Raw genomic sequence first — 8,003 nt, forward strand, 5'->3', positions numbered from 1 at the left:
TCAGAGCACGTCGCCGAGAACGGCGACGATCACCGGCACCAGGCCGGCGAGAATGAACGCCGGCAGGAAGCAGAGCCCCAGCGGCAGGACGATGAGCACGCCCGCCCGACGGGCTGACGCCTCGGCGGCGGTGGCCCGGTCGGCACGTAGGTCGTCGGCGAGCCGGGTCAGCGCGCCGGCCAGGGCGGCGCCGCTGTTGGCGGAACGCAACGCCGCCGCGGTCAACCGCTCCGCACCGGGCACTCCGTCCAGCGCGGACCACGCCTCCGCCGGGCCACCGCCGAGCAGCAGCGTGCGGCCGGCCCGCGCCAACCGCGCGGCGAGTGGTCCGTCCAGAGCCTCGGCGACGGCCAGCACCGAACGATCCACCGGTGCGCCCGCCCGCATCGCGGCGGCCAGCAGGTCGACCGCGAGCGGCAGGTCGACGGCCTCCTGCAACCGCCGCTTGCGCACGCCCGGTGACTCGATCCGCCGCAGCAGGAGATCCAGCACGAACGCGGTCGGCACCGCACCGAACAGCCCCAGCCAGCCCTCGACGACCACGGCGACGGCCAGCCCACCCAGCCCTGCGGCGAGGCGGATCACGTCCGGCCGCCGCCGAGCGACCACGCTGCGTTGGCTCACCGGATTTCGCGATCTCATCCGGCCCGCCCCGGCGCCGCACCCAGCCGTTCCGCCCAGAGGAGGCCCACGACCTGCAGGACCACCGCGAGGACCGCACAGGACCCGCCGACGCTGCTGTGCAGCAGCACCGCCAACGGGTCGACGCCTATCCCGTACCCGAGCCCGATCCCACCCACCGGCAACGCCGCCAGCAACCAGGCCGTGGCCCGAGCACCGGCTGCCTGGGCCGCCGCTGCGGCCAGACCCCGGTCGGCCGCCCGAGCATCGGCCTCGATCCGCTCGACGAGTTCCGCCAGCGGCGCGCCGGTCCGGTCGGCCAGTCGCACCGCCGCCGCGGTCAGCTGACGCAGCCGGTCCGAGTTGTCCCGCCCATCGGTGGCGGCCTCGATCGCGCGCTGGACGGGCAGGCCAGCCCGAAGGTCCGCCGCGAGGCCACACAGTTGGTCGAGCCCATGTCGCCGCCTTCGCTCGGCGCTCCGGTTCGCTCGCCAGCGCAGCAGGGCACGCACGGCCAGTGTGGCGTACCCGCCCACCGCGACCGCTGCGACCGGGCCGCCGACCAGGGCGCCGACACCACCTCCCAGCACCCCGACCAGCGGCAGCACACGCCTCGACGAGCGCGGTGCGCGCAGTCGCGTGACCCCACTCGGCCCATCGGCCGAGCCGAGGAACCGGTTGCCCGGGCGCCCCTCGGCCGTTGCCGCACCGGGGTTGTCGCCCCGGCTGTCCGCCACATCGCCGCGCCCGGAGGGCGTCACCGCGTTCGAGAGGTCGTCCCGATGGCCCACACCCGCATCGCCGCCGACGATCGTCATCGCGGCCAGGGAGGTGCCGCCCCGTCGTTCCCCATCCGGGATGGTGGCCTCGGGCCCGACGACGCCGGCCGGACGTCGAGGGTCCCGGCGGGTGGGCGGACGGGTCGGGCCGACGGGACGGGGAAGTCCCACCGACCCGCCCGTCGCCCCGGCCCAGCCTGGGCTGCCGGCGACGTCCCGGCTGGGCCAGCCGAGCGCGGTTGGTCTCCCGCCCAGAGCCGCGGTGGACCGCGAGCGATACGGGATGCCTGCCGGACCATCTGGGGTCGGCGAGGCGGCGGGCCCGGCGACCGACCCGTCCGGCGTGCGGCCGAGCTCCCGGATCCACTCCACGAGTGCGTCGTTGGCATCGGCTCCGCCGGTCCCGCGCCCCGTCGTCAGCACCCGACGTCGGCGGGCCCGGATGGTGTGCACGGGCCACGCCAGCAGGGCGGCGGCGACGAGCAGCAGCGCCGCCACCAGCAGCGCCGCGCCGCTCATGCCGGGCCCGCCGATCCGGGCCACGGCTCGCTGAGGATCGGCGGCACCGCCACGCCACGCTCCCGGAGCAGCGCGCCAAGTGCACGGGCGGCCAACCCGAGCCCGCTGCCGCGTACCCAGGCGGGCACCACGGTCACCAACCGTTCCGGACCCTCGGGCAGGAGAAGGCAGACCGACTCCAGGACGCGTCCCCGGTCGCCACGCCGTACCTGGAACAGCACCTGCAGCGCGGCGGTCACCTGGGCGTGTAGCGCGGCGCGCGGCAGCCCACCCAACATGCCCAGCGCCTCCAGCCGGGCCGGCACGTCGGAGGGGGTGTTGGCGTGCAACGTGCCGGCGCCTCCGTCGTGGCCGGTGTTGAGCGCCGCGAGCAGGTCGACCACCTCACCGCCCCGGCACTCCCCGACCACCAGGCGGTCCGGACGCATCCGCAACGCCTGCCGGACCAGGTCGCCGAGGCCGACCACGCCCGTTCCCTCCACATTGGCGGTACGCACCTGAAGCCCCACCACGTGCGGGTGCCCCGGACGCAACTCGGCGGCGTCCTCCACCAACACGATCCGCTCGGTGGCTGGCACCAACCCCAAAAGGGTGTTGAGCAGAGTCGTCTTGCCCGATCCCGTTCCCCCGGTGACCAGGTACGCCAGGCGGGCAGCCACGACGGCAGCGAGCAGCGGCGCCACCGGGCGCGGCACGGTCCCGTGGCGCACCAACTCGTCGAGCGTGAACGGTCGATGTCGGAAGGTCCGCAGCGACAGGTAGGGGCCCTCGGTCGCCACCGGCGGCAGCACGGCGTGTAGACGGGTGCCGTCGGCGAGCCGGGCGTCCGCGTACGGGGAGCCGTCGTCGAGCCGCCGGCCGGCGCTGGCGATCAGCCGTTGTGCCAACCGGCGGACGTCCTCGATCGAGCCCAACGGGACCGCGACCTGCTGCAGCCCGGAACCACGGTCGACCCAGACCCGGGTCCCGTTGACGAGGACGTCGGTGACCTCCGGGTCGGCGAGCAGTGGGGCCAGCGGCCCGGCACCAACCAGGTCGTCGTGCACTCGGTCGGCTATCCGCAGCAGGGCGTTGTCGCCGAGCACCGCAGCGGTTGGCTCGGCCCGTACGGCGGAGACGATCGCCGCCGCGGTGACCGGCGTGGTGGCGGCGGCGATCCGTTGCCGTACCCGAGCAGCGAGGGTGCTGTCCTGCGGCCGGCCGGTCATGCCGCACCCGTGGCCGGCACACCGGTCAGGTCGGTGACGATCCGTTGGCACAGTGCGGCCAGCGGGCCTTTACCCCCGGCGGCCGGCGCCTCGCCTCGTTCCAGCCCTCGGCACAAGCCGGGCTCGGGGCGCAGCGTGCCAGCCAGTTGGAGCCCAAGTGCCCGGGCCACCTCGGTCGCCCGAAGTCGGCCTGGCGCGGGCCCACGCACCACCACCGAGAGCGCAGCGCAGTGTGGGGCGGCGGCGGCCACCACCCGAGCGGCCGCAGCAGTGGCACGCAACTCGGCGGGGACGACGACAAAAGCCTGGTCGGCCGCCTGCAACGCCACCACCGCGGCGTCGTCCAACTGCCGGGGCACGTCGACCACCACGAAGTCCCGACCACGCCGAGCAGCGTCCACGGTCGCCGCCATCGCCGCCGCTGGCAGCGCCAGCATCTCGCCGCGGTCCCAGGAGAGCACCACCAGGTCACCCCGGTTGGGTAGGGCCCGCACCAGCGCAGGGGCGTCCACCCGCCCGTCGGCGCTGGTGAGTGACGGCCAGCGCAGCCCCTCCAACTGCTCCCAGCCCAACACGAGGTCGAGGCCACCGCCGAGCGGGTCCGCGTCGACCAGCAGGGTGCGCAACCGGGCCCGAGCGGCGGTCACGGCGAGGCCACCGGCGAGCACACTCGCCCCGGCACCGCCCCGGCCGCCGAGCACCGCGACGATCCGGGCGCCGACGCCGTCCGAGTGGTCCGGACCCTGCTCGGCGAACCGGTCCACCAGCCACGGCTCGGCGATGGGCAACATGGCGACGTGCTCGGCCCCGATCAGCTCGGCGATCTGCCAGCCGGGGTCCAACTGCCCGGCTCGGCCGACCAGCACCAGCCGGGGTCGCCGCGGCATCCGGGCACGCAGACACGACTGCGCCTGGTCGGCGCCGAGCAGCACCAGCGGAGCGGGCTGCCAGCGAGTGCGGGCGGCGGCCGGGTCGCGGGCAAGCTCCACCTCGGCCCCGCCAGCGGCGGCGAGCCGGAGCAGATCGTCGAGCAGATCATCGTCGCCGGTGACGACCAGCGGAAGCCGGCGGATCGGCGGAACCGAGGTACGGGATGGCATCGCAGCCTCCAGCGGTCGGGCTCTGGTATGCCGCCGACCCTGCTCGGAAATCGCACGGCAAGCCGCCCCGATCGCGCCGCCTGTGGACAACCTCGTGGGTTGTGGACAACGCCCGCCAAGCCAGTTGATCTGCTACGCGCGCGCCCTGTCCGCCACCGCGCGAATTGTTGGGAGGACGCAGCCGGCTGCTTCCGGAACGCAGCAGCCCCCGGCGACGAAGGCGCGCCAGGACTGTCGGTCCACGGTCTGCGAGGATGGTCGGATGCCTCTGCGTGGCTACCTCGATGGCTTCCAACCGCCGGTTGCCGCGTCAGTCCTCGTGGACGCCACACCGTGGCTGGACGACCCCGTGTTCTGGCCGGCCTTCCTCCTCACACCGGGCGGCTCCACGACCGCGGCGGTGGCCTTCGACGCCGACCCGGCGGATGTCGAGGACTACGTGTCGGCGTTGCATCAGCACGACACCTGGCCGGTCATCTCCCTGGGCCTCGCCCAGGGCCACCGCCTGCACATCCTCTTCCGCAACTTCGATGGCGACTCGGGATGGGACTACCTGGTTCAGCCGGTCGGCTCCGACACGGCGATCACCGCTGCCGCTCTGGAGGGTGGTTTCCAGGGCCCGGCGCTTTCCTGGGCCGAATTGGTCAGGACAGCGAGCCAACCAGACTCGATGCGCAGCCCGGCTGAGCGTCTTCTCCTCCTCCTTCCCGCCGTCGGCGATTCCGGTATCCCACCCGAGGCCCAGGATGTGGTGACATCAGCCGTCACCGCAGTCGGGGCTCAGCACCGACAGCACGACGTCGCACGGGAACTGTTGAGAGCAAGCCATCGGTTCTGGGGCGACTGCGCCTGGGGCGAACGAGACGACATGCCCGTCTGCCTCGGCGTACACAGCCCACGTCATCAGGGAGCAACCCCAGGTCAGTTGGCCCTGCTGGCCGAAGCCTTCGGCGGCTAGACACCGAGTTCAGGTGCGACGGTCGCCGCCCCGCCCGAAAGTCAGATGTTCAGCGGCCCGCCGTTGCGCAGGGCGTCATCCTTGATCGCAATGAGATTCGCGGACACGTACGGGATGTTGTGTGCCTGGTGCCATTCGCTCGGAAAGTACGTGACCAGGCGCGACGTCTGGAAGCGACACTTGATCTCGGGTACGAATCGAGAATAGTTGGCGTCCGTAAAATACCAGAACGAGTTCTCGTTGTAGAACGCCACGTGCGTCGGATCCTGGTAGGCACCCCGACCGTCGGTACTGGGCGTCAGCGACAACAGCATCCCGTTCGGGGCGAGCAGTCGGTACAACTCGTTGAAGAGCCCAATTTTGTCCACAATGTGTTCCAGGAAGTCGGCCGCCCGGATGACCCCGACACTACTGTCCGGCAGGTCGACGCCCTTGGTTATGTCGCACACCATGTCGACACCAGACCCGTCATGGTAATCCAGGCCGAGATAGCCTTCCGGCTTGTTGTGGGCAGCACCCAGGTCCAGCGCCAACAGCCCTTGCCGCCGCGACCAGGCCAGCGCATTCTGCTGAATGTTCCGGTCGTAGATCTCCACCGTGCGTTGCTGGATGCGGGCGTTGACATCGGGGATGCGCTGCGTGTTCTTGGCATGCATGCGCTGCAGGTAGAGGCATTTTTGAATATGGTGAAAATCGCTCACCTGGTACATCCGAGCCATGAGGTCGGCGTCGTCCGCGACGTCGAGCGACTCGTCGTATCCGCCGACCTTCTCATAGATGTCCCGGCGGAAGGCTCGCACGTGGTTCGGTGCGTACCAGATATAGCTCACGTTGTGCGGTGTCGGCGGCAACGCCCGGCAGACCAGCACCTCGCGGCCGTCCACCTTCTCGTCGTAGTGCCGCCAGCCAAACGAACTCGCGAAACGGTCCTCACAACGGCCGCCGTCCTCCTGGATCTGCGCGGTGTCGCTGTAGACGAAACCCACCTCCGGGTTGGCGTCGAAGGCGTCGACGATCTGTTGCAGACAGTCGCTGCTGAGCAGATCGTCGTCGTCAAGTTCGACCAGGATGTCCCCGGCAGCCTCGGCGCAGGCGTACCCCTTCACGGCTCCGACGCCGTTCAGGTTGTCCTGAACAATGAGCCGGATTCGGTCGTCGTGCCTCTCCGGCCGCCAACGAGACCCTTGGTTGAGAACGACCACCCACTCCCAGTCGGTGAAAGTCTGCGCGACAAGTGAGCGGAAACATTCGTCGATGAAGCGGGTACGGTTGCTTCCCGTGAAAACCGTTACGCGTGGCGTGTGCATTGAGCCGGTCACCTACCTGCCGGAGCCGAGGATCGAGCGGCCGGGGCCGGGCGGTACTTAGCTGGAACAGCCGAGGTGAGCCCCTTGTCCAGCCGGATCGCGGCCTTGAAGGCGTCCCGCGCCGCGGAGTCGTCACCGGCCTGGGACAGCAGCATGCCCAGTCGGAGGTAGGCGGTTGACGACTTGTTGTCGATCGACACGACCTTTCGGTAGATGTCCATCGACGTCGTCGGGGCCTTACCCTCCAGTGCGATCGCCTTGTTGAAAAGGGCCGGCTTGTAGTTGCCGTCGGTCGCCAACGCCTTGTCGTAGTGGTTGACCGCCTCGTCAGGCTGGTTGCGCGACTGAGCGATGAAACCCAGGTTGAACCAGGCGAACTTGTTGTCGGCCTCCGCCGCCACCACCTTCTCGAAGGTGGTCTTCGCGGCGTCGAGGTTGCCGGCTTGGCCCTGTTCTACGCCGAGCTTCAACAGGTCCGCCGGGGCGGTTCCGGCGCTGCTGTCGCCGTTCGCCTTGTCGCTGTCCCCGGAGCTGCTCGCCTGCGGCTTCTCGGCAGGCTTGTCGCTGCATCCCGCGACTCCGGTCAGCAGGACCGCACCACAGGCGAGTGACCCGAATATCTGACGTGTGTTCATTCTTCCTCCTGGACGGTAACGGGGCGGCCCGACCCGCTGTTCGGCCGGTTGGCATTGCTACTGTCGGCCGCCACCCGACCCGACGTGCTGGATGCGGGGGCAAACGCCAGCGGCGCGGACAACGAGATGCAGGACACCCAGATGTCGGCGCCTCCGCCGGTGAAGGTAAACTGGTAGCCGCTAATCGAGAGTGGCTGGATGAGCACCGGGTTTACACCCGCACCCGAGAGCTGATAACCGGTTCCGACGGCAATGTCCCCGGACTGGCAGCCGAAATCGACGGGGGTATCCGCAATCACGGTCAGCGGGCCCTGAATGTAGGCGGCCTGGATCCCGTTGCCCGCGACTCCCTGAGCACCCTGGACACCCTGCGGTCCTGGTACACCTTGCAGTCCCTGAGCGCCTTGAGCACCCTGAGCGCCCGCGTCACCCTGGGCACCCTGGATCCCTTGGGCACCTGTTGCACCCTGAGCGCCAGCCTCGCCCTGGGCCCCCTGAAAGCCCTGGGCGCCTACGTCGCCTTGTGCACCAGTGACGCCCTGAGGTCCTTGTACGCCCTGAAAACCCTGGGCACCCGGAGCGCCTTGCGCACCCTGGACGCCGGTCTCGCCCTGAGCACCTTGCGCACCCACGTCGCCCTGGAAGCCCTGCGCACCCTGAACGCCAGCATCGCCTTGAGTACCCTGCGCACCCTGAACGCCGGCTTCACCCTGAGCACCAACAGCGCCCTGAGCACCCTGAACGCCAGCGTCACCCTGAGTACCCTGCGCACCCTGAACGCCGGCTTCACCCTGAGCACCAACAGCGCCCTGCGCGCCCTGAACGCCAGCGTCACCCTGAGCACCAACAGCGCCCTGCGCACCCTGAACGCCAGCG

The 8,003-nt window shown here is 70.6% G+C and carries 9 protein-coding genes; 2 read left to right on the plus strand and 7 right to left on the minus strand.

Translation table 11 applies throughout. From position 1 onward, the window contains the following. The 4 genes from ACGFIQ_RS13650 to ssd are packed head-to-tail and all read right to left on the minus strand — an operon-like array spanning position 1 to position 4,227. Positions 1 to 642, minus strand: coding sequence for a type II secretion system F family protein (locus tag ACGFIQ_RS13650; protein ID WP_393243384.1), 642 nt, complete (start codon positions 640 to 642; stop codon positions 1 to 3). Beyond that, positions 639 to 1,943, minus strand: coding sequence for a hypothetical protein (locus ACGFIQ_RS13655; protein WP_393243386.1), 1,305 nt, complete (start codon positions 1,941 to 1,943; stop codon positions 639 to 641). Before ACGFIQ_RS13655 ends, ACGFIQ_RS13650 begins: the two co-directional genes overlap by 4 nt. Continuing rightward, positions 1,916 to 3,127, minus strand: coding sequence for a TadA family conjugal transfer-associated ATPase (locus ACGFIQ_RS13660; RefSeq protein ID WP_393243388.1), 1,212 nt, complete (start codon positions 3,125 to 3,127; stop codon positions 1,916 to 1,918). The genes ACGFIQ_RS13655 and ACGFIQ_RS13660 overlap by 28 nt, the downstream gene beginning before the upstream one ends. Then, on the minus strand, positions 3,124 to 4,227 hold the full coding sequence (gene ssd / locus ACGFIQ_RS13665) for a septum site-determining protein Ssd (protein WP_393243390.1): 1,104 nt from the start codon (positions 4,225 to 4,227) through the stop codon (positions 3,124 to 3,126). Before ssd ends, ACGFIQ_RS13660 begins: the two co-directional genes overlap by 4 nt. A gap of 319 nt (positions 4,228 to 4,546) precedes the next feature. Here ssd and ACGFIQ_RS13670 point away from each other — a divergent pair, with 319 nt between their 5' ends. Further along, on the plus strand, positions 4,547 to 5,185 hold the full coding sequence (locus ACGFIQ_RS13670) for a hypothetical protein (protein WP_393243392.1): 639 nt from the start codon (positions 4,547 to 4,549) through the stop codon (positions 5,183 to 5,185). Between the two features lie 41 nt (positions 5,186 to 5,226). Here ACGFIQ_RS13670 and ACGFIQ_RS13675 read toward each other — a convergent pair whose 3' ends face one another. From ACGFIQ_RS13675 to ACGFIQ_RS13685, 3 genes are read right to left on the minus strand one after another with little or no spacing between them, the layout of a single operon-like run. After that, complete coding sequence (locus ACGFIQ_RS13675) at positions 5,227 to 6,492, minus strand: glycosyltransferase (RefSeq protein WP_393243394.1); 1,266 nt, start codon at positions 6,490 to 6,492, stop codon at positions 5,227 to 5,229. 8 nt (positions 6,493 to 6,500) lie between these two features. Continuing rightward, positions 6,501 to 7,127 carry a tetratricopeptide repeat protein gene (locus tag ACGFIQ_RS13680; protein WP_393243396.1) on the minus strand — a complete coding sequence of 209 codons (627 nt, stop codon included), beginning with the start codon at positions 7,125 to 7,127 and terminating at the stop codon, positions 6,501 to 6,503. Continuing rightward, positions 7,124 to 7,426, minus strand: coding sequence for a hypothetical protein (locus ACGFIQ_RS13685; RefSeq protein ID WP_393243398.1), 303 nt, complete (start codon positions 7,424 to 7,426; stop codon positions 7,124 to 7,126). Before ACGFIQ_RS13685 ends, ACGFIQ_RS13680 begins: the two co-directional genes overlap by 4 nt. 105 nt (positions 7,427 to 7,531) lie before the next feature. Here ACGFIQ_RS13685 and ACGFIQ_RS13690 point away from each other — a divergent pair. Then, positions 7,532 to 8,003: hypothetical protein (locus ACGFIQ_RS13690; RefSeq protein ID WP_393243400.1), on the plus strand; the 472-nt coding region annotated here is incomplete at its 3' end.

The sequence above is a fragment of the Micromonospora sp. NPDC048898 genome (assembly GCF_043198035.1).
GTDB lineage: Bacteria > Actinomycetota > Actinomycetes > Mycobacteriales > Micromonosporaceae > Micromonospora.